The 18,075-nt window shown below is 70.5% G+C and carries 23 protein-coding genes; 14 read left to right on the top strand and 9 right to left on the bottom strand.

What is annotated here, in order from left to right; all coding sequences use genetic code 11:
* The first annotated feature begins 87 nt into the window (after positions 1–87).
* Both ACFWN7_RS11120 and ACFWN7_RS11125 read left to right on the top strand, forming a co-directional pair.
* The gene (locus ACFWN7_RS11120; protein WP_376938872.1) at positions 88–1,530 is read left to right on the top strand and encodes a glycoside hydrolase family 1 protein; all 1,443 of its coding nucleotides are present in this window, start codon (positions 88–90) and stop codon (positions 1,528–1,530) included.
* Positions 1,527–2,777: an MFS transporter gene (locus ACFWN7_RS11125; protein WP_376938873.1), complete on the top strand. Its 1,251-nt coding sequence runs from the start codon at positions 1,527–1,529 to the stop codon at positions 2,775–2,777. Before ACFWN7_RS11120 ends, ACFWN7_RS11125 begins: the two co-directional genes overlap by 4 nt.
* A gap of 13 nt (positions 2,778–2,790) precedes the next feature.
* Here ACFWN7_RS11125 and ACFWN7_RS11130 read toward each other — a convergent pair whose 3' ends face one another.
* Positions 2,791–3,459, bottom strand: a complete 669-nt coding sequence (locus ACFWN7_RS11130; RefSeq protein WP_376938874.1) for a YdeI family protein — start codon at positions 3,457–3,459, stop codon at positions 2,791–2,793.
* A 65-nt stretch (positions 3,460–3,524) separates the two neighbouring features.
* Between ACFWN7_RS11130 and ACFWN7_RS11135 the strand changes: the two genes are divergently transcribed.
* The 7 genes from ACFWN7_RS11135 to ACFWN7_RS11165 all read left to right on the top strand — a co-directional run bounded on the left by ACFWN7_RS11135 (position 3,525) and on the right by ACFWN7_RS11165 (position 9,094).
* Positions 3,525–4,355 (top strand): alpha/beta fold hydrolase, encoded by an 831-nt coding sequence (locus ACFWN7_RS11135; protein WP_376938875.1) that lies wholly within the window; start codon positions 3,525–3,527, stop codon positions 4,353–4,355.
* A 124-nt stretch (positions 4,356–4,479) separates the two neighbouring features.
* Positions 4,480–5,367 (top strand): lytic transglycosylase domain-containing protein, encoded by an 888-nt coding sequence (locus ACFWN7_RS11140; protein ID WP_376938876.1) that lies wholly within the window; start codon positions 4,480–4,482, stop codon positions 5,365–5,367.
* 102 nt (positions 5,368–5,469) lie between these two features.
* A complete protein-coding gene (locus tag ACFWN7_RS11145; RefSeq protein ID WP_376938877.1) occupies positions 5,470–5,730 on the top strand; it encodes a BatC protein in 261 nt (86 codons plus the stop codon).
* Positions 5,730–6,989, top strand: a complete 1,260-nt coding sequence (locus tag ACFWN7_RS11150) for a cupin domain-containing protein (protein ID WP_376938878.1) — start codon at positions 5,730–5,732, stop codon at positions 6,987–6,989. Before ACFWN7_RS11145 ends, ACFWN7_RS11150 begins: the two co-directional genes overlap by 1 nt.
* Positions 6,986–7,888, top strand: a complete 903-nt coding sequence (locus ACFWN7_RS11155) for a sucrase ferredoxin (protein ID WP_376938879.1) — start codon at positions 6,986–6,988, stop codon at positions 7,886–7,888. Before ACFWN7_RS11150 ends, ACFWN7_RS11155 begins: the two co-directional genes overlap by 4 nt.
* Positions 7,889–8,029: 141 nt before the next feature.
* On the top strand, positions 8,030–8,545 hold the full coding sequence (locus ACFWN7_RS11160) for a bifunctional nuclease family protein (protein ID WP_376938880.1): 516 nt from the start codon (positions 8,030–8,032) through the stop codon (positions 8,543–8,545).
* 45 nt (positions 8,546–8,590) lie between these two features.
* Positions 8,591–9,094: a MarR family winged helix-turn-helix transcriptional regulator gene (locus ACFWN7_RS11165; RefSeq protein ID WP_376938881.1), complete on the top strand. Its 504-nt coding sequence runs from the start codon at positions 8,591–8,593 to the stop codon at positions 9,092–9,094.
* 79 nt (positions 9,095–9,173) lie between these two features.
* Here the strand turns inward: ACFWN7_RS11165 and ACFWN7_RS11170 are convergent, their stop codons facing one another.
* The 4 genes from ACFWN7_RS11170 to ACFWN7_RS11185 form a co-directional block, all read right to left on the bottom strand.
* The gene (locus tag ACFWN7_RS11170) at positions 9,174–9,749 is read right to left on the bottom strand and encodes a GNAT family N-acetyltransferase (protein WP_376938882.1); all 576 of its coding nucleotides are present in this window, start codon (positions 9,747–9,749) and stop codon (positions 9,174–9,176) included.
* Positions 9,750–9,790: 41 nt separating this feature from the next.
* Positions 9,791–10,276, bottom strand: a complete 486-nt coding sequence (locus tag ACFWN7_RS11175; RefSeq protein WP_376938883.1) for an ASCH domain-containing protein — start codon at positions 10,274–10,276, stop codon at positions 9,791–9,793.
* Positions 10,277–10,326: 50 nt separating this feature from the next.
* Positions 10,327–10,938, bottom strand: coding sequence for a GyrI-like domain-containing protein (locus ACFWN7_RS11180; protein ID WP_376938884.1), 612 nt, complete (start codon positions 10,936–10,938; stop codon positions 10,327–10,329).
* A gap of 75 nt (positions 10,939–11,013) precedes the next feature.
* Positions 11,014–11,346, bottom strand: a complete 333-nt coding sequence (locus ACFWN7_RS11185) for a dihydrofolate reductase family protein (RefSeq protein ID WP_376938885.1) — start codon at positions 11,344–11,346, stop codon at positions 11,014–11,016.
* An 84-nt stretch (positions 11,347–11,430) separates the two neighbouring features.
* Between ACFWN7_RS11185 and ACFWN7_RS11190 the strand changes: the two genes are divergently transcribed.
* On the top strand, positions 11,431–12,789 hold the full coding sequence (locus ACFWN7_RS11190) for a DUF222 domain-containing protein (protein ID WP_376938886.1): 1,359 nt from the start codon (positions 11,431–11,433) through the stop codon (positions 12,787–12,789).
* Positions 12,790–12,908: 119 nt separating this feature from the next.
* Complete coding sequence (locus tag ACFWN7_RS11195) at positions 12,909–13,307, top strand: nitroreductase family deazaflavin-dependent oxidoreductase (RefSeq protein ID WP_376938887.1); 399 nt, start codon at positions 12,909–12,911, stop codon at positions 13,305–13,307.
* 13 nt (positions 13,308–13,320) lie between these two features.
* On the opposite strand, the gene ACFWN7_RS11200 is transcribed toward ACFWN7_RS11195, so the two are convergent.
* The 3 genes from ACFWN7_RS11200 to solA form a co-directional block, all read right to left on the bottom strand.
* Complete coding sequence (locus tag ACFWN7_RS11200) at positions 13,321–13,704, bottom strand: YciI family protein (protein WP_376938888.1); 384 nt, start codon at positions 13,702–13,704, stop codon at positions 13,321–13,323.
* A gap of 26 nt (positions 13,705–13,730) precedes the next feature.
* The gene (locus ACFWN7_RS11205; RefSeq protein ID WP_376938889.1) at positions 13,731–14,198 is read right to left on the bottom strand and encodes a VOC family protein; all 468 of its coding nucleotides are present in this window, start codon (positions 14,196–14,198) and stop codon (positions 13,731–13,733) included.
* A 123-nt stretch (positions 14,199–14,321) separates the two neighbouring features.
* A complete protein-coding gene (solA, locus tag ACFWN7_RS11210; RefSeq protein ID WP_376938890.1) occupies positions 14,322–15,524 on the bottom strand; it encodes an N-methyl-L-tryptophan oxidase in 1,203 nt (400 codons plus the stop codon).
* Between the two features lie 182 nt (positions 15,525–15,706).
* Between solA and ACFWN7_RS11215 the strand changes: the two genes are divergently transcribed.
* From ACFWN7_RS11215 to ACFWN7_RS11225, 3 genes are all read left to right on the top strand, one after another.
* Complete coding sequence (locus ACFWN7_RS11215) at positions 15,707–16,213, top strand: SRPBCC family protein (RefSeq protein ID WP_376938891.1); 507 nt, start codon at positions 15,707–15,709, stop codon at positions 16,211–16,213.
* Positions 16,210–16,527, top strand: a complete 318-nt coding sequence (locus ACFWN7_RS11220) for an ArsR/SmtB family transcription factor (RefSeq protein WP_376938892.1) — start codon at positions 16,210–16,212, stop codon at positions 16,525–16,527. The genes ACFWN7_RS11215 and ACFWN7_RS11220 overlap by 4 nt, the downstream gene beginning before the upstream one ends.
* Before the next feature lie 222 nt (positions 16,528–16,749).
* A complete protein-coding gene (locus ACFWN7_RS11225) occupies positions 16,750–17,127 on the top strand; it encodes a nuclear transport factor 2 family protein (protein ID WP_376938893.1) in 378 nt (125 codons plus the stop codon).
* A gap of 5 nt (positions 17,128–17,132) precedes the next feature.
* Here the strand turns inward: ACFWN7_RS11225 and ACFWN7_RS11230 are convergent, their stop codons facing one another.
* Entirely contained in the window at positions 17,133–18,068 is a 936-nt protein-coding gene (locus ACFWN7_RS11230) for a hypothetical protein (protein ID WP_376938894.1), read from the bottom strand.
* Positions 18,069–18,075 lie beyond the last annotated feature (7 nt).

Here is an 18,075-nt window from a genome sequence, read left to right on the forward strand (position 1 = left end):
CTGCGAAGCATCCCTATAGTTGCCCGAAGTGGGACAAACGTCCCACTTGAGCTGTCGCGGAAACCGCAGTCCGCCCGGGAGACGATGATGTTCGACGAGACCACCGCCCACCCGACTCCCGAAGCGCTCGCGCGCGCACTGCCGCCGGGCTTCGTGATCGGCACCGCGACCGCCGCCGCCCAGATCGAGGGGGCCAGCCGCGCTGGCAATCGCTCGCCGAGCGTTTGGGACCGGTTCGCCGCCCAGCCGGGCCGCATCCTCGACGGCAGCGACACCTCGGTCACCGCCGACCACTACCACCGGTACCGCGAGGATGTCGCGCTCATGCGCGACCTCGGCGCCGACGCCTACCGCTTCTCGTTCTCGTGGACGCGCCTGCAGCCGCACGGCCGGGGCCCGCTCGACCCCGCGGGCTCCGACTTCTACGATCGGCTGCTCGACGAACTCCAGGAGGCCGGCGTCTCGCCGTTCGCCACGATCTCGCATTGGGATCTCCCGGAGGAGTACGCGCACGGATGGCTCGACCGTGAGACCGCGCTGCGGCTCGGCGACCTCGCTCACCTGCTCGGCGAACGATTCGGCGACCGCGTCGACGCCTGGATCACGATCAACGAGCCGGCGACCGTGACGCTGAACGGGTACGCACTCGGTCTGCACCCCCCCGGCGAGAGCCTGCTGTTCGACGCGCTGCCCACCGTGCACCACCAGTTGCTCGGGCACGGGCTCGCCGTCCAGGCGTTGCGGGCCGCCGGCGTGCCCGGTCGCGTCGGCATCGCCAACGTGCACAGCCCGGTGTCGCCGGCCGCCGACACCGACGAAGACCACGCCATGGCTGCGCTCTTCGACCTCGTGCACAACCGGGTCTACGCCGATCCCGTGCTGCTCGGTCGCTATCCGGAGGCGCCGGGGTTCCTCGGCGACGCACTCGCCGCGTTCGATGCCGTGCCGGCCGACGACCTCGCCCAGATCCACCAACCGCTTGATTTCTACGGCCTGAACTACTACATGCCGACCCTCGTCGCCGCGGGTGCCGGGTCGGGCGAGAGCCCCGACGGAACGAGCCAGGCGATGGCCGGGCTCCCATTCCGCCTCGAGGCGTTCGAGGGCGTGCCGACGACCGGGTTCGGCTGGCCGATCAAGCCCGACGGCTTCGTGCGCGCACTCGGCGAGATGCAGGAGCGCTACGGCGAGGCGCTGCCGCCCGTGTACATCACCGAGAACGGCGCGAGCTTCCCCGACGAGGTCGGCCCCGACGGAACGGTCGACGATCGCGAGCGCATCGCGTTCCTCGGCGACCACCTGCGGGCGGCGATCGGGGCCGTAGCGCCGGGCGGACCGGCGGAGGGCCTCGACCTGCGCGGGCTCTTCGTCTGGTCGCTCATCGACAACTGGGAGTGGGCCGCCGGGTTCACCCAGCGGTTCGGTCTCGTGCACGTCGACTTCACGACGGGGGACCGCACCCCGAAGGCGTCGTATCACTGGCTCCGAGAGCTGCTCGCTGCGCGCCGCGCGGATCGGCTGAGTGCGTGACCACCGAGATCCCCGTGCCGTCGGAGACGGAGACGGCGCCTGCCGTCTCGACGCCGTCGCTCGAGCCCTCGCGCGTGAGCCGCGGCTGGCTGCTCGGCTTCGGCACCGCATGGTTCGGCTTCTGGCTGCTCATGATGCTGCCGGGCCAGTTCATGGTCATGAAGCTCGCGAGCGTCATCGACCCGGCCGCCAAGATCGGGGTCGGCTCGATCGTCATCGCTGAGATGGCCAGCGTCATCGTCGTGTCTGTGCCGATCATCGGCTGGCTGTGCGATCGGAGCAGTCCCCGGTTCGGCCGGCGTCGCACCTGGGCGCTGGGCGGATTCGTCGCGGCGACCGTGCCGTTCGCCTTCGTCGGCGTGCAGACGTCGTGGCAGCTCGCCGCGCTTCTGCTCGCCGTCGTGGCGATCGGCCAGTCGGCCGTGCTCGTGTCGCTGTCGGCGATGATCGCCGACCAGGTGCCGATCGGGCAGCGGGGGCGTGCCTCGGCGGCGATGGGTGTTCCCCAGGTGATCGCCCTCGCGGTCGGCATGATCGTGGTCACCGAACTCGTGCGGGACGTCGGATGGAGCTGGGCGGTGATCGCGGCGATCGCACTCGTGTCGCCGCTGCCGTTCCTTCTCGCGTACCCCGAACCCGCCATCGCGCAGCGTGCCCGACCCGAACGACGCCGCAGTTCCGGATGGCTCCACGGATATCGCGACTTCGGCTGGGCGACGCTCTCCCGGGTGCTCGTGAACGCGGGCAACCTCGTCGGCACGACGTACCTCCTGTACTTCCTGTCGGACGTGCTCGAGCTCGAGAACCCCGAGAGCGCGCTCACGGTGCTGATCCTCGTCTACCTCGTGGCGAGCGGCCTCGCTTCATGGGCAGGGGGCCTGCTCACCGACCGCACCCGGTCGCGTCGAACGTTCGTCGCGGTGTCGGCGGCCCTGCAGGTGCTCGCTGCGCTCACGCTCGCGTTCGTGCCGACCTCGTCGGCGAGCATCGTCGCCGGCGTGCTCCTCGGCATCGGCTACGGGCTGTTCCTCGCCGTCGATCAGGCGCTGCTCACCGACGTGCTGCCCGACGAGGCCACACGTGCGCGGGACCTCGGCATCGTGAACTCGGCTCAGCACCTGCCGATCGCCGCGCTCATCGGATGGCTCGTGCTCAGCGTCGCCGGATTCACCGAGCTGTACATCGTCGCGGCCGTCATCATGGCGCTCGGCGGGATCGTCGTCTATCGCATCCGCTCGGTGCGGTGACATCCGACACCGCCTACGCCCCCGCGGCCTCCCGCGCCGCCGCTGCGGCCCGCTCCACCCACTTCGGCGTCTCGCCGTAGCGCTGGAACGACACGAGCCCGCCTGCCGCACTCCTCTCGATGAGCTGCGCGAGCCGCCGCTCGCGCGTGGCCTCCTGTTTGGCGGAGAGCACCCAGTGGGTGACCTGGCGTCGGTAGGTCGCGGTGGCCGCGTTCCAGAACGCGGACGCCGCGGCATCCGCCGCCAGTCGTGCCGCGAACTCGGGCGGAAACTCCTCATGCGGGTTCTCGTGCGAGTAGACGCCCGTCCGGTCTTCGCGCCGCCGGTCGAAGGCGGCGATGCCTGCAGGGTGCATGCGGCCGTCGGCGGTGAGCTTCTCGACGAGGGCGATGTTCACGCTCGACCAGTTGCTCGAAGGCTTTCGCGGGCTCCAGCGCTGGCGACGCGCGTCGTCGTCGATGCGCTGGGACACCGAGTCGATCCATCCGAAACACAACGCCTCGGGCACCGCCTGCTCCCAGGTCAGCCCGCGATCGGGCACGTGCCGCTTGTACAGGCCCATCCACAGCTCGGTCTCGGTGGCGTGGTTGGTCTCGAGCCAGGCGCGGAACTCTTCGGGCCCGGAGAAGAAGAGGGCGGGCCGCTCGGATGTGCCGCCTGGAATGCCGATGCTCGTGGTCATGGCACGAGTCTGCCAGCAGTGTCAAGGTGGAGGGAGAGGTCCCAACCCGACGCGGAGGATTGCACATGCACGCAGGGACGACAGCACCCGAAACCGGACACGCGCCGGTCAACGGGCTCCAGATGTACTACGAGTCGTACGGCGGCGGCAGCGGCACACCCGTGCTGCTCCTGCACGGCGGGCTGTTCGACATCGAACAGCAGTTCGGTGCGCTGATTCCGAGCCTGTCGGCCGGCCGAAGGGTGATCGCCGCGGACTTCCAAGGGCACGGGCGCACCAACGACATCGATCGGCCGCTGGGCACCGGCGCCCTGGCATCCGATGTCGTCGGCCTTCTCGAGCATCTCGATGTCGACCGGGTCGACGTGTTCGGCTTCAGCGTCGGCGGGGCCGTCGCGCTGCACCTCGCGATCAAGCATCCCGACCTCGTGCGGAAGCTCATCGTGTCGTCGGTGTCGTTCCGGCCCGAGGGCGATCGTGGTGGAAATGCGGAGGCGGTCGCGGAGATGACCGTGGACATGATCGCCGGGACCTCGATGGAGGAGCGCTACCTCGCCGTGTCGCCGCACCCCGATCTCGAGCACTTGCAGGGTCTGCTCGACAAGCTCGCTCGGTACGACGTGGGCGAGAGCGGATGGAGCGACGACGAGATCCGCGGAATCGCCGCCCCGACCCTCATGACGGTCGGCGACTGCGACATGGTCAAGCTCGACCACGCGGTGCGCTTCCTGCAACTGCGCGGGGGAGATGTGAACGGCGACTTCGAAGGCGTTCCGGCGTCGCAGCTCGCCGTGTTCCCCGGCACGACCCACTTCTTCGGGCTTGCACGCACCGACCTCGTGAGCGATGTCGTGATCACGTTCCTCGATGCGCCCGCGCCCGGCAGCCTCGCCTAGGCGGTTCACGTGACGGCGAGTACGCTGGAGGGGCGGGTCGGCTACGGGGGATCTGGGATGAGACGACCACGATCGACCCCGACGGGCAACCTTCGAACGAACGCCCGAACGGAGCAGCTCACGGATGTCCTGGGATGATGATTCCGACGCCGACGAATACGGTGAGCAGCGGAGAGCCCGCACCACCGGGTGGCAGATCGCGCGTCGAGTGCTCGGATACGCGGGCCTGCTCACGGGGGTCGTCGCGCTGGCGGTCGGCGCGGTCTTCGCCGTGAACGCAGCGGGGATCGCGGCCAGACCCGGCGGATTCAGCGCGCCGCCCGCGCACGGGGCGAATGTGGCACTGCCACCCGTGATCGCGCCGGCAGAGCGCGTCGAGCAGGCCGATGACCGGCTCGCGACGACGGAGGAGCCGGCGGAGGTGTCGGGCTCGGCAGCGTCGCCGATGCCTCGCGTCGATCCCGGGTGGACGTCGCGGGTCGCCGCGGCGACGGGCATTCCGGAGCGCGCCCTGTCGGCCTATGCCTTCGCGCATGTCTCGATCGCCGAGGAACAGCCCGAGTGCGGCCTCGACTGGACCACGATCGCTGCGATCGGAGAGATCGAATCGGATCATGGCAGCCACGACGGTGCGGTCCTCGATGAGAACGGGAATTCCCGACCGGCGATCATCGGCCGGGCGCTCGACGGCGACGGCGTGGCGAAGATCGCGGACACCGACGACGGGCTCCTCGACGGTGACGTCACGTGGGACCGCGCGGTCGGGCCGATGCAGTTCATCCCCTCGACCTGGGCCGAGTGGGCGAGCGACGCGAACGACGACGGCATCGCGGACCCGAACCAGATCGACGATGCCGCTCAGACCACGGCGCTGTACCTGTGCGCGTCCGGCCCGATGACCAGCCCCGAAGGGTGGCGGGCGGCCGTGTACTCGTACAACCACGACAACGACTACGTCGACGACGTCGCGGCGGTCGCGAACGAGTTCGCATCAGCAGCCGGTTCGCTGTAGTTCCTTCACTGCCCCGGGTACTCGCTCGGCGCACCCGTCAAGCCCTCGCGGCCGTCGGCGGCGCTCGTTACGCTGAGCGAAGACCCTACGGGAGGAGATCTCATGACGATCAACGACGACGACATCACGATCGAGCCTGGTGCCGGCGGCGAGGGAGTCGCCGACGGCGGCGCCAACCCAGAGGGCCACGACGGCGGTGCCGACGGGTCGGCGGCCGCCGAGGGCGAAGGGGTGGCCGACGGCGGCGCCAACCCGGGTGGCCACGACGGTGGAGCCGACGGCTCCGCGGCCGGTGGCGAGGGAGTCGCCGACGGCGGCGCCAACCCCGGCGGGCACGACGGCGGTGCCGACGGTTCCGCCTAGTGACCGGCGTTCAGCGCGGGTCGGGTAGCCGGCCCGCGCTTTCCCGATGCATCCGCGTCTCCGTCGGCGAGTTCGCCGAGCAGTACTGGGGCCGCGAGCCGCTCCTCTCCACTGCGGCCGAGCTCGCGACCGCCGACGAGTTCGCCGCCGCCTTCGGTGATCTGTTCTCGGCGAGCGCGGTCGACGAGCTCATCGCGAGGCGCGGCGTGCGCACCCCGTTCATCCGGATGGCGCATGAGGGTGCGGTGCTCGCGGCATCCGCGTACACCGCCTCAGGGGGTTTCGGGGCCGAGATCGCCGATCAGGTCTCGAGCGACAAGGTGCTCGCCGAATTCGCCGGCGGCGCCACGATCGTGCTGCAGGGGCTGCACCGTCTCTGGCCGCCGATCATCGACTTCACCCGCGCGCTCGTCGACGACCTCGGCCACCCGGCTCAGGTGAACGCCTACGTCACCCCGCCGTCCTCGCAGGGATTCGACGCCCACTACGACACCCACGACGTGTTCGTGCTGCAGATCGCGGGCGAGAAGCACTGGCGCATCCACGCGCCCGTGCACGTCGATCCGCTCCGCTCGCAGCCGTGGACCGATCACCGCGAAGCCGTCGCACGCGCGGCCACGCACGAGCCCGTGATCGATGCCGTGCTGCGCCCGGGCGACGCCCTGTATCTTCCGCGCGGATGGATCCACTCCGCGACCGCGCTCGGCGAGACCTCCGTGCATCTCACCGTCGGCATGTCGGCCTACACGCGTGCCGACATCGTGCAGGCGCTCGTCGCCCAGGCCGGAGCGAGCGCCGCTCTCCGCGAGTCATTGCCGCTCGGCGTCGATCTGCACGACGCCGAGGCGCTCGCGCCGATCGTCGAGCAGACGGTGCACGCCCTTGTCGAACATCTACAGACGACGGATGCCTCGCGGCCGGCGGCCTGGCTCAGCCGCCGCTTCGACGCCGACACGCGAGCCGAGCCGCTCGCGCCGCTCGCGACGCTCGATGCGCTCGCGACGCTGGATGCCGCGACACGAGTGCGGTGGCGCGGATCGCTGCGGGTGCGCATCACGACGGTCGGCGATCGCGTGCGCATCATCGCGCGCACGAAGACGCTCTCGCTGCCGCTCGAAGCGGAACCGGCGCTGCGCCGGCTCACCACGGGCGACCCCGCGACGGTCGGCGACCTGCCCGGCCTCGACGTCGACAGCGCGATCGTGGTGGCGCGCCGGCTCGTGCGCGAGGGCTTCGCGGTGCCGGTGGTGCGCGCGTGACTCGCGTCAGCGTGTCGCTCGCCGCCGAGCACTGGGCGCCGTGCAGCGATCGAGCACGCGAGCGCGGCGACCCGTTGGCCGGCACCGGACCCCGCGGCATCCGCTGGTTCCTCATCGAGGTCGCCGCGAGCTGGGGGCAGAACGCGCTGCTCGACGAGCCGTTCGACCGGGTGCTCGGTCGTGCGCTGGTACGCCGCATCGAGGGCGCGGGGATGCGCCCGCTCGCCATCCGCCGAACCGGGCGCCGCGAGCCGCCGTCGACGCAGCGCTGGGCGATCGTCGATTCGCGGCCCTGGGACGAGCGCATCGTGTGGGGTGAGGTACTGGATGCCGCGGCCCTCCTCGAGGTGCCGCTCGACGGTTCCACGGGCACCCCGTCGTCGCGACCGTTGTACTGCGTCTGCACCCACGGGCGCCACGACCAGTGCTGCGCGGTGCGCGGCCGGCGCGTGGTCACGGCGCTGGCGGAGGCGCATCCCGAGGAGACCTGGGAGTGCTCGCACCTCGGCGGCGACCGGTTCGCCGGCACGATGGTGGTCTTTCCGCACGGTCTCTACTACGGCTACGCCGACGACGGCGACCCTGTGCGGATCGCCGATGCATTCGCCGACGGACGGATCGTGCCGGAGCGATTCCGGGGACGCAGCTCGCTGTCGCACCCGGTGCAGGCCGCGCAACACTTCGTCCGCGAGGCATTCGGCGACGACCGGATCGACGCGTACCCGCCGATCGCTGAAGCGGTCACGGATACCGGGTGGCGGGTGCGGCTCGGGGGTGGTGGCAGCGAGATCGTCGTCGACCTCGGAGAGACCAGGTCGGACCCGCTGCTCTCGACCTGTGCCGCGACGCGTTTCGTGCGCGTGCGCCAGTACGCGCTGCGCTCGATCCGCGTCGAGTAGGCGGTCGAAGACGGCCCGAGGCATCATGCGCGCCAGTCGCCGGCAGGGCCGGGCGAGGCATCCGTTCAGCTCAGGGTCGCGCCATCGGCGAGCCGACCTACGATGGCAGTGTCACGCCCGATCTTCAGACGGGAGTCACCCATGATCCAGGTCCGTGTCCTCGGTATCGCGCTGGATGCCGCGCGGCAGCACATCGTCCTGCTCAAACCGCTGCTCGAGGAGCCGGGCGAGGGGAGCGTGCTGCCGATCTGGATCGGCGCCCAGGAGGCGACCTCGATCCTGCTCGCCGTCTCGGGTGAGCACCCGCCGCGGCCGCTCACCCACGACCTGATGAAGACGCTGCTCGACACCGTGGGCGCGCAGGTCGAGCGGGTGGAGGTCACGCGTATCGACGAGGGCACCTTCTTCGCAGAGCTCACGCTCACCACGCCCGCGGGTCCGCTCGTGCTCGATACGCGTCCGTCGGATGCCGTCGCGCTCGCCGTGCGCACCGAAGCGCCGCTCTTCGTCGCGCAGGAACTGCTCGACGAGGCCGGGATCCCCGCTGAGGTCGCCGAGCCGCGCACCGGGGCGGCCGAGCCGCGCACCGAGGAGGAGAAGCTCGACGAGTTCAAGAGGTTCCTCGAGGACGTGGATCCCGAGGACTTCCAGGGCTGAGGTCGGCGGTGTGCGTCGAACATCGGCAGGGGTAGGCTCCCCACCGTGAGCGAGCGCGACGACGAGGTCGACCTGATCATCGACGCGTGGTCGCGTCGGCTGCCCGACGTCGACCTCACGCCGCTCGACGTGATGTCGCGGCTTCGGCGTGTGGCCAACCGGCTCGCCCGGCTTCGTGCCGGGGCCTTCAGCGCGGCCGGCCTCGCGGCATGGGAGTTCGACGTGCTCGCGGCACTCCGCCGCGAGGAGCCGCCGCACGAGCTCAGTCCGGCGCAACTCATCGCCGCGACCATGATCGGGAGCGCCGCGATGACGAATCGGCTCGACAAGCTCTCGCATCGCGGCCTCGTGGAGCGTCGGCCCAACCCCCGCGACGGCCGCAGCGTGCTCGTTCGCCTCACGGCCGACGGCGTGACCCTCGTGGACGACGCCATGCGCGGACTCGCCAACCGCGAGGCCGAGGAGCTGCGTGGCCTCACCCGGGAGGAGCAGGCGACGCTCGCCCGGCTGCTGCGCCGCCTTTCGCGTGACGGCGAGCCTGATCGCTGAGCGGATGTCGCGGGCTCACCCCGACGCCACGGTCGCTGCCGCCGTGCTCACCGCAGCTCACCGCAGACTCACCTCAGACTCACCTCAGATCGAGCCGCATGAGCACGCGCGGGAATCCGTTGAGCACCGACTCGGTGTCGGCGGCCTTCGTGAAGCCGGCCTTCTCGAACAGCGCACGAGTGCCGACGTACGCCATCGTGAGGTCGATCTTCTTGCCCTTGTTGTCGAGCGGGTAGCCCTCGACGGCGGGTGCGCCCCGGTCGCGGGCGAACTGCACCGCGCCCGCCAGGAGGTGATGCGAAATGCCCTCGCCGCGATGGCCCGGTCGCACCCGGATGCACCACACCGACCAGACATCGAGGTCGTCGACGTGCGGGATCCTGCGGTTTCGCGCGAAGCTCGTGTCCGCCCGGGGGTGTACGCCGGCCCAGCCCACGACCTCGTCGCCGTCGTAGGCGAGCACGCCGGGCGGGGGATCTTGCCCCACCAGCTCCTGCACGCGCTCGCCGCGGGCCGTGCCGCTGAGGGCGAGGTTCTCCTTCGAGGTCGTGAGGCGGTAGCTCAGGCACCAGCACACGTTCGCATCGGGCCGCTTGGGCCCGACCATGGTCGCGACATCGGCGAACGTGCTCGCCGCGCGCACTTCGAGGGTCATGCAGCCCACGATGCCACCGGCCACCGACACCCGGCAACGGGTCAGGCCTCGGCCCAGGCCACCTCGAAGCGCTCGAAGACGATCTCGTGGTCTTCGGTCCACTCGAACCCGAGGCCGGCACTCACCCGCTGCCAGTAGCGGCTGTGGTTCTCGCGCCACGTCGCGAGCGACCGGTCGTCTTCGCCCTCGTCGAACGCGAACTGCTCGTCGACGCTCGCGAAGGTGCCGATGCGCAACTCCACGCTGCGCAGGATGGCGCGGGGCCGGCCGGCCGAGTCACAGGCGATCCAGTGGCTGCCGATGCGGGGGAGCGGCTGCCCATCGAGCTCGAACTCCACTACGAGGGACGCCGTGGCCCGCTTCGTGCCGTCGAGTACGAGCCCGAGGAGTTCGTCGGTGAGCTCGGCATTGTCGCCGAAGACCTCCGCCGACGGCGGCTCGGTGTCGGTCGCCCGGTCGGGATGAGCGGAGCGGTACTCGGCCCAGAACTCTCGTGCGGCGGTCTCGTCGATCGGGCGGTTCTCCATCGGGCCAGTCTGGCAGCGACATCCGACGCATGAGAATGGATGCTCCGCGGTCAGACGGGTCGCACCGGCTGCCGGAGCACGGTGCGGAGCTTGTCGTGGGCGGTGCGACGTGGGTCGGTGAGGTAGATCTCGTGGTGGTCGCCGTCGAAGGTGAGGCCGTGCTCGGGCATGTACTCATGGTGCAGGCGGGCGAGCGTCGGCGCCTCGTCGTCGTACGGTCCGTGGTGGAGGATCTGCACGCTGCGGCCCTCGGCGTATCGCAGCGGCCGCACGAACTCGAGGGACGGCAGCGCCTTCTTCGCGCCGACGGCGGCGACGGCGTCGGCGACATCCGCGGGGCTGATCCACTCGGGCTGCACGAGCAGCATCGTCCACGACCATTCGTGCTTGCGGCGGCCGGTGAACGCGGTCTCGTCGTCGGCTCGCCAGAGGCCCTCGAGCGGTCCGACGACGAAATCGCGGCCGGCGCGCTTGCTCGCGAACTTGATCGCGTAGGCCACGGCGTAGAGCGCCTCGAGCGCGGCGGCGTACTCGGTTGCGGTGTTGGGGTCGCCGTGCCCGTCGACCGCGAGGTACAGGAACTCGGGCACGTCGACGAGCACGAACTCGGCCGGCGGCGCGTACAGCTCGCGATATGCGCGCTTGGGGTCGAACTTGTCCACGGGGTCTCCCATCAGCCGGCGAGCAGCACCAGAGTAACCGTCGCCGCCGACATGGCCCTGCGCCGTGGTGCCGGCTCAGCGAACCGCATACTGGGCGATGACGACCCCGGTCGTGGTGGGCACGCTCCGCTGAAGGTCGAGTTCGACGGATGCCGCGGCGAACAGCGGCGTGCCCGATCCGAGCACGAGCGGATGCACCAGCAGCACGAGTTCGTCGACGAGTCCCGCGGCGACGGGCGTCCGCACGAGCTCGTCGCTGCCGAGCACGGTGACCGCGCCGTCGAGGTCGCGCTCGAGGACCGCGACGGAGTCGGCGGCATCGCCGGTCAGGAGCGGCGAGTTCGGATACCCGAGCTCGCCGCTGTCGCGGCTCCGCGGGACGACGCATTCCGGGCTGGGCACAGGCATGCATCCGGTCGCCGAAGGTCGGTCAGCCACTGCCCTGCCTCGAGGGCGCGATCGGATGTCGGCGGGTGGGCATAGCGTCGAGGCATGGAGCAGTTCACGGTCACTCCCGCCGGTTCGTCGGCGCCGTGGTCGATGGTGCCGGCAGATCTCGATGTCGAGGAGTGGGCGCCGACCTGTGAGGGGCGGCTGCGTGACTGTCTCGATCTCGTCGAGGTCGAGACGGCGGCACTCGCGCGTGCCGAGGCGGCCAGGTTCCGGGCGATCGCCGACGCGTTCGCCGCGGCCGCGGCATCTCCCGAGACCTACGTGTTCGGGCCGGTCCGGTCCGGGGAGGATGCCGAGTTCGTTCTGCGGGCGGTCGCACACGATATCGCGTTGCGCGTCGGGATGTCGACGACGGCGGTGCGCACCATCGCGGCGCAGGCCGACGTGCTGCGACTCCGGCTGCCGAGGGTGTGGGAACGGTTCGTGCGGGGTGAGATCGCTGCGGCGAACGCCAGGGTCCTGGCCGACGTCGCGATGGGCATGCCGCACGAGCACGACGCCCGGTTCGAGGAGGCGCTGCTCGAGCGTGCCGGCCGCCTGGTGCCGGGCCGGCTCCGCACCGCCGCACAGGTCGTGCGCGAGCGGCTGGAGAGGGCGAGCAGGCAGGAGCGGTTCGACCGGGCCAGGTCGGAGCGTCGGATCTCGGTCGAGACCGTGCCCGACGGTATGGCGTGGCTCAGTCTCTACGCCCCGGCCGACGTGGTGCTGCGAGCCCGGGCACGCATCGACGCGCAGGCCCGCCGGCTCGCCGCGGTCGATGGCGAGGCGCGCACGCTGGAGCAGTTGCGGGCGGATGTCGCGGGCGACATCCTGACCGGTGCGGGCACGCCGCAGGAGGTGACGGCGACGGTGTTCGTGACCGTGCCGCTGCTGAACCTCGCCGGTGTCGAGCCCGCCCGCGTCGGCCTCGACGTCGTCGCTCCCGGCGGCGTCGCTCCCGGTGGCGTGGGTCCCGGCGGCGTGGCTCCCGACGGCGTGGCCACAGAGTCGGCCACCCTCGAGGGATACGGCATCATCGACGATGCCACCGCCGCGCGGCTGTTCGCGGATGCGCCGTCGTTCCAGCGGATCGCGACCGACCCGTTCACCGGTGTCCGGCTCAGGCTCGACCGGAGTCGTTACCGTCCCTCGCGGGCGCAGCGCGACTGGGTGCGGCTCACGCACCGGTCCTGCATCGACCCGACCTGCGCGCACGACGCCCGCCACACCGATATCGACCACACCACTGACTGGCAGCACGACGGGCTCACCAACGACGACAATCTCGGCCCGCTGTGCAGGGCGAAGCACCGGATCAAGCACCGCACCCGGCTCCGAGTCGATCAGATCGCCGACGGGATCATCCGATTCACCTCTCCGACCGGCGCAGTGCGCGACCACGACCCGCCCCCGTTCTGACCCGCCCCAAGTTCTGCCCGCGGCCGTTCTGCCCCGCGGCCCCGCGGCAAGGATGCCTCCGGGCGCCCGCCCGCCCGGACACGAGAAGTATTCGCGCCGAATTGGCGGATGCTGGAGTCATGGGCGAATCGACGCGGCTACCCGGACCACCGCGATGGGCGGTGCGAGCGACCGAACCCCTTGTGCTGGCCTTCTCGGGCCGGCGCTGGTTTCCCCTGTGGGCAGTCGTGCATCACCGCGGACGCAAGAGCGGGAACGACTACGCGACTCCCATCGCCGTGATCCCGACGGCGGCAACCGACGTCTTCCTCATCGGACTGCCATGGGGACCGAAGACCAACTGGGCCAGGAACGTGCTGGCGGCAGGCGGAGCGACCGTGACGTGGAAGGGGCGCGACCATCGCGCGACCGAACCTCGGCTGGTCCACGCCGACGAAGCTGCGGCGATCGCCATGCCACGTCTCAAGCGGATCGTCGGAAGCGGCCGGTTCCCGGCCTTCCTCGTGCTGAAGCGGTAGACCGGACCGACCTTCACTCCTCGGTCATCGACCGGCGTTCGCCGACCCGGCGGTCGGTGAACGGAAAGACGAGTGCGCCCTCGCCGACCCACCACTCCATCACGTCGTAGACGAGCCGCCCCGCCGCGACCGACGGGTCGCCGTCCGACAGTCGTGCGGCCTCGGCGGGGCGGCATGCGAAGATCGACATGCCGCGATACGACGGGTCGCTCTGCTGATCGAACGGCCCGTTCGCGACCAGCACGCCGCGCCGTCCGAGCTCGGCGCGGTAGGCGAGGTGGCGTGCCTGCAGCGCGTCGAGTTCCTCCTCCGACATCTGCGGCGCATCGGCCGGCCGCCGTAAGACCACGACCGTGTAGACGTCGAACGCGTCAGGGATGTCGGGTTGGCGTGGCATGGTTCCGCGGGAGGCTCGCGCCGCCGTCAGGCGTTCTCAAGTTCGGCGATCACGATCTTCTTCTGCCGCATCATCACCTGGATCTGCTCGGGCCGGCGCGTCAGCTCGCCCATGTTCGCGGGGATGACCTGCCAGCTCACGCCGAAGCGGTCCCTGCACCAGCCGCACTGCTCCGACTCGGGCACGTGCGAGAGCTTCGACCAGTAGTCGTCGATCTCGGCCTGGTCCGCGCACGACACGATGAACGAGATCGACTCGTTGAAGGTGAAAAGCGGCCCGCCGTCGAGGCAGACGAAGTCCACCCCGTTCAAGGTGAATTGGCCGTTGAGCACCTTGCCCGACATCCCCTCGAAATGCTCGTCGAGCGACTCGTCGGGATACTCATCGATCCGGGTAATCCGGGAGTTCGGGAACACGTCGACGTAGTACTCCATCGCCTCGCGCGCCCGGTCGTCGAACCAGAGACACGGCTGGATGGGTGAGAGTTCGGCCATCGGTGACCCCCTTGTTTTCGCCCGACGCTTCGGCGGCCACGTTACGCCGATGTGGCGGCGGGATCGAGGGGTCGCGCTGTCCGGTCGACTTCCTTCACGGCAAGTCGGGCGGTGCGACCCCGGTCAGCTGCGGATGCCGTTGAATCGCCGCGGGTCGAGGAACGAGGCATCCGTGAACGGCTGCTCGCCCGCGACCGACTGGGCGACGAGCTCACCGAGCGCCGAGGCGTGCTTGAACGAGTGACCCGAGCAGCCGCCGCCGACGACGACGCGCGGGTGCGCCGTCGCACCGACCACGAATTGCCCGTCGGGCGTGTGCGTCATGATGCACGTCGTCACCCCCGACGGCTCGGGATCGAGGTCGGGGAAGGTCGCGGCGACCAGGTCTCGGATGCCGTCGGTCTCGCCGGGATGCACGATCCGGTCGATCGCGTCGGGGTCTTCTGCGGCGAACGGTCCGTCGAACTCGGGCCCGACCTTCGCGTCGAAGCCGTCGTACCCGTCGTACCCGTCGTCGCCGTCGTCGCCGGGCATCGCGCCGTGACCCCAGATCCACGTGGCGTGCCCGGGCACGCTGCGGATGAACACCGGCAGCGCGTCGAGGTTCGCGTCATGCCCGGCGCGCGCGCGGAACCAGGTCATGACCACGCGGTGCGCCGTGAGCGGCAGGCCGGGCACGAAGCGGGTGATCCAGGGGCCGGATGTCACGGCGCACCGCCGTACGCGGACCTCGCCGTCGGCGGTGCGCACCGTGACGCCCTCGTCGTCGGGCTCGATCGCGATCACCCGGGTGTCGGTGCGGATGCGGGCGCCGGCCGCTCGTGCAGCGTCGACCGCTGCGACGATCGCGGCCTCGGGGCGGAGGATGCCCGCCTCGGGATCCCAGACGCCGATGTCGCCCGGGTTCAGGCGGGCGTGCGCCGGGAATCGGTGGGCGATGTCGTCGGCGCCCAGCCGTTCGACGGGCAGGTCGTGCGCCTCGGCCGCGCGCAGCGTGCCGGCGATGATGTGCGAGCCGGGCGGCCCGATCATGAGGCCGCCGGTCTCGTGGAACAGTGCCTGGCCGCTGGATGCCTCGAGCTCGCGCCACAGGTCGCGCGCGCGTCTGGCGATGGGCGTCAGGCCCGGATGCTCGAGGCACGCGACCCGGAACAGTCGCGTGCGTCCGGTCGAGCCGCCCCAGGGGTGCCCGGGCTCGAACTGCTCGAAGCCGAGCACATCGAGGCCGCGCACCGCGAGCCGCCATGCCGCGCTCGACCCGACCGCGCCGAGACCGATCACGGCGACGTCGGCGTCGAACTGCGGTGAGGTGCCGGGCGATTCCACTTCACCATTCTCGCCGACGGCCGTCAGCGCGGCACCCGGGTCATCGGCCGACCATGGTTGGACGAGGACGCCGTCGCATCGGCGTCGAAGGCTATCTGCAACTCGAAAGTTGCATTATTGTCTGAGGTCTGCAACCATCGAGTTGCAAGAACACACAGAGCGACATGAAAAGGACGATCATCATGACCATGACCGACAACCAGCCATCCGTCATCCACGAGGGCACGTTCACCGTGCGACGCACCATCCGGATCGCCGCCCCCATCGAGAAGGTGTGGCGTGCCGTGACCGAGCCCGAGCACATCTCGCGATGGTTCGGGCACACCGTGCTCGACGGCACCGGACCCGGGGCATCCGGCACCATCACATTCACCGACTATGGCGCCGTGCCCCTGCGGGTCGAGGCGGTGGATGCCCCGCGCAGCGTGTCGTACCGCTGGGGCAACGACGACGCGCTCGGCAAACTGCCCGACGCGGTCGACGACGACACGTCGACGGTGTTCACCTTCACGCTGGAGGCAGAGGCCGGCGGCACCCGGCTCACGGTCGTCGAGACCGGATTCGAGCGCACCTCCGACCCGGCCGCGAACATGGAGAGCCACGCCGAGGGCTGGGTCTCGGAGCTCGACAAGCTCGTCGCCCTGCTCGAGGGCGCCGAGGGCGCCGAGGGCTCCGAGGGCGCTGCGTGACCACGGAAACGCTGGTCCCGGTGTTCGCTGCGCTCGGGGACGAGACCCGGTGGAGCATCCTGGCTGCGCTCGGCGAGGGCGATGCCTCGGCGTCGGCGCTCGCCGAGCGCCTGCCGGTCACCAGGCAGGCGATCGCGAAGCACCTCGCCGTGCTGCAGGTGGTGGGCGTGGTCGAGCCCGTTCGTGTCGGCCGCGAGGTTCGCTACCGCGTGATCGGGTCGCAGCTCAGCGAAACGGCACGCCGGCTCGAGGCTATCGGTGCCGAGTGGGATCGTCGTCTCGCGGCGATCAAGGAGATCGCCGAGGGGCTGTGACGGGTCGCCTCACGCGGGCCGGTTGCCGGCGTCGCCGGGGTGCATGTCGAGCGAGTCGACGATCCAGGGGCAGGTGCATAGGGTGCACGTCGGGCGTGCATCGACGGGTCGCCGCCATGCCGGCGTTCTTGCAGAACGCTTGACGACCGCCCGAGTCCGGAGCACGCTGATCGCATACGTCAACCGCAACGGCGCGGGATGCCGCGCGAGAGGGCAGGCCCCATGAACCCCACGACCGAACTCACGACCGACCTCATGACCGAGAAGATCGCCTGCGCGTTCTCGAGTCATCGGTTCGAGGTCGCGCTGCCGCACCTCGCCGACGACGTCGTCTGGACGCTCGTCGGCTCCGACCCCCTGATCGGGCTCAAGGCCGTGAAGAAGGCCTGCGAGCGCACCGTCGCCGAACTCGCCGGCGTGACCACCGAGTTCCAGCGCCAGCGCACTGTGGTGGGCGAAGACAGCGTCGCAGTCGACAGCCTGGCGAGGTACACCGATGCTGCGGGTGGCGTCTCGGTCGTCGCATCGTGCGACGTCTACGACTTCGACGGCGGGCGCATCACCGAGATCGTCTCGTACAACATCGAGATCCTGCGCTAGGCGCGTCAGCCCTCGAACCAGCGCAGCACTCGAAGCGCCCGCAGCGTGTTCCAGGGGCTCGGTTCGCCTTCGGGCGCGTCGACCGCGAAGAACACCTCACCGTGCCAGGGCCTTCCGGCGGGCCAGCGCTGGTCGTCGCCCCGCTGCGTGCGAAGCACGTCGATCGCCTCGTCGAGGCGAGCGTCGGGCGTGTCGCCGGTCTCGCGGAAGTAGTCGAGCGCCCGCAGCACATCGTAGAACCAGTACGGCGGGAAGGAGACGTTGAGGTAACGCTCCTTGACCACCTCGCCCGTCGAGCGCCTGCGGAACAGGCTGCGTTCGAGCAGGTACTCCTCGCCACGGCGGCGGGCCACGGCGAGCACGGCATCAGTATCGGAATCGCCCGACCCGCCCGCCTGCTCGAGCGCGAGCAACCCCTCGAGCACGCAGATCGTCGAGTCGAACGACGACCGCACCGACCCCTCGGCCCGATCGCAGTTCCATCCGCCGTCGCCCTGCTGCTCCTCGAGCAGCAGCCGGATGATGCGTTCGCTGCCCTCGCCGAGCTCGCCGAAGTAGGCAGCGTTGGCGAGCACACCGCCGTTGACGCACTCCTCGACCTCGCCATGGAAGTACGGCCGACCACCCCAGTCGCTCCAGACGACGCCGTCGCGCACGCGAGCGGTCGCGGCGCGCACCGTGGGATCGGCGGGCTCGGCACCGAGCCGCCTCAGCAGGTGCAGGGACCAGTGCGTGCCTCTGCGGTCTCCGTCGATGCCGTACTCATGATCGCCCCAGTAGCCGCGCTCGTCTTGCAGCGCGAGGAGTCGGGCACCCCACCCGTCGCGTGCCACACGCGCCCGCTCGCCGGCGACGGCATCAGCAGGTTCGTCGAGCAGGTCGCGCATGACCTGCCAGCGGATCGAGGGATCGGAGTCGAGCAACCAGTCTGTGACGTGCATGTGGCAA

This window comes from Agromyces sp. NPDC058484, from assembly GCF_042720415.1.
Taxonomy (GTDB): domain Bacteria; phylum Actinomycetota; class Actinomycetes; order Actinomycetales; family Microbacteriaceae; genus Agromyces.

What these genes read in the sequence shown, in the direction of transcription:
- ACFWN7_RS11130 (WP_376938874.1), bottom strand. Translation starts at nt 3,459, where the DNA reads ATGACCACGAGCATCGGCATTCCAGGCGGCACATCCGAGCGGCCCGCC.
- ACFWN7_RS11160 (WP_376938880.1), top strand. Translation starts at nt 8,030, where the DNA reads ATGATCCAGGTCCGTGTCCTCGGTATCGCGCTGGATGCCGCGCGGCAG.
- ACFWN7_RS11175 (WP_376938883.1), bottom strand. Translation starts at nt 10,276, where the DNA reads ATGGAGAACCGCCCGATCGACGAGACCGCCGCACGAGAGTTCTGGGCC.
- ACFWN7_RS11205 (WP_376938889.1), bottom strand. Translation starts at nt 14,198, where the DNA reads ATGGCCGAACTCTCACCCATCCAGCCGTGTCTCTGGTTCGACGACCGG.
- ACFWN7_RS11230 (WP_376938894.1), bottom strand. Translation starts at nt 18,068, where the DNA reads ATGCACGTCACAGACTGGTTGCTCGACTCCGATCCCTCGATCCGCTGG.
- ACFWN7_RS11200 (WP_376938888.1), bottom strand. Translation starts at nt 13,704, where the DNA reads ATGCCACGCCAACCCGACATCCCTGACGCGTTCGACGTCTACACGGTC.
- ACFWN7_RS11215 (WP_376938891.1), top strand. Translation starts at nt 15,707, where the DNA reads ATGACCATGACCGACAACCAGCCATCCGTCATCCACGAGGGCACGTTC.
- ACFWN7_RS11185 (WP_376938885.1), bottom strand. Translation starts at nt 11,346, where the DNA reads ATGCCTGTGCCCAGCCCGGAATGCGTCGTCCCGCGGAGCCGCGACAGC.
- ACFWN7_RS11120 (WP_376938872.1), top strand. Translation starts at nt 88, where the DNA reads ATGTTCGACGAGACCACCGCCCACCCGACTCCCGAAGCGCTCGCGCGC.
- ACFWN7_RS11170 (WP_376938882.1), bottom strand. Translation starts at nt 9,749, where the DNA reads ATGACCCTCGAAGTGCGCGCGGCGAGCACGTTCGCCGATGTCGCGACC.
- ACFWN7_RS11225 (WP_376938893.1), top strand. Translation starts at nt 16,750, where the DNA reads ATGAACCCCACGACCGAACTCACGACCGACCTCATGACCGAGAAGATC.
- ACFWN7_RS11135 (WP_376938875.1), top strand. Translation starts at nt 3,525, where the DNA reads ATGCACGCAGGGACGACAGCACCCGAAACCGGACACGCGCCGGTCAAC.
- ACFWN7_RS11195 (WP_376938887.1), top strand. Translation starts at nt 12,909, where the DNA reads ATGGGCGAATCGACGCGGCTACCCGGACCACCGCGATGGGCGGTGCGA.
- ACFWN7_RS11140 (WP_376938876.1), top strand. Translation starts at nt 4,480, where the DNA reads ATGTCCTGGGATGATGATTCCGACGCCGACGAATACGGTGAGCAGCGG.
- ACFWN7_RS11190 (WP_376938886.1), top strand. Translation starts at nt 11,431, where the DNA reads ATGGAGCAGTTCACGGTCACTCCCGCCGGTTCGTCGGCGCCGTGGTCG.
- ACFWN7_RS11145 (WP_376938877.1), top strand. Translation starts at nt 5,470, where the DNA reads ATGACGATCAACGACGACGACATCACGATCGAGCCTGGTGCCGGCGGC.